Source organism: Corynebacterium glyciniphilum AJ 3170, from assembly GCF_007673095.1.
In the GTDB taxonomy this organism is placed as follows: domain Bacteria; phylum Actinomycetota; class Actinomycetes; order Mycobacteriales; family Mycobacteriaceae; genus Corynebacterium.
On record NZ_VDYZ01000152.1, the window covers coordinates 1 to 306 of the forward strand.

The 306-nt window shown below is 64.7% G+C and carries 1 protein-coding gene; it reads left to right on the plus strand.

Annotated elements, in window-relative coordinates; all coding sequences use genetic code 11:
• Positions 1–306, plus strand: a 306-nt coding sequence (locus FS507_RS19945; RefSeq protein ID WP_186314760.1) for a hypothetical protein, incomplete at both ends; no start/stop codon positions are given.

Sequence of the window (306 nt, forward strand, 5' to 3'; positions counted from 1 at the left end):
GAGGGGAGGGTGGAGAGAGAGGAGGAGGAGTGGTGGGGGAAGGAGAGGGAGAGTGGTGGGGTGATAGACAGGGGGGAGGGGATGGAGGGGATGAGGGGGTTGGGGGAGAAGGGGGGGGGGGAGTGGTGGGTGGGAGAAGGGGTTGGTGAGGAGGTGAGTGAGAGTGGTGGAGCGGATGTGGTGTGGGATGTGGAAGTAGTTGAGGTCGTGGGGGGGGTGGAGGAAGTGGAGAGGTTGGAGGGGAAGCTGCGGGGGTTGTGGTGGGGGGAGATGAGTGGGGGGGAAGTGAAGGAAGAGGCAGGGTCA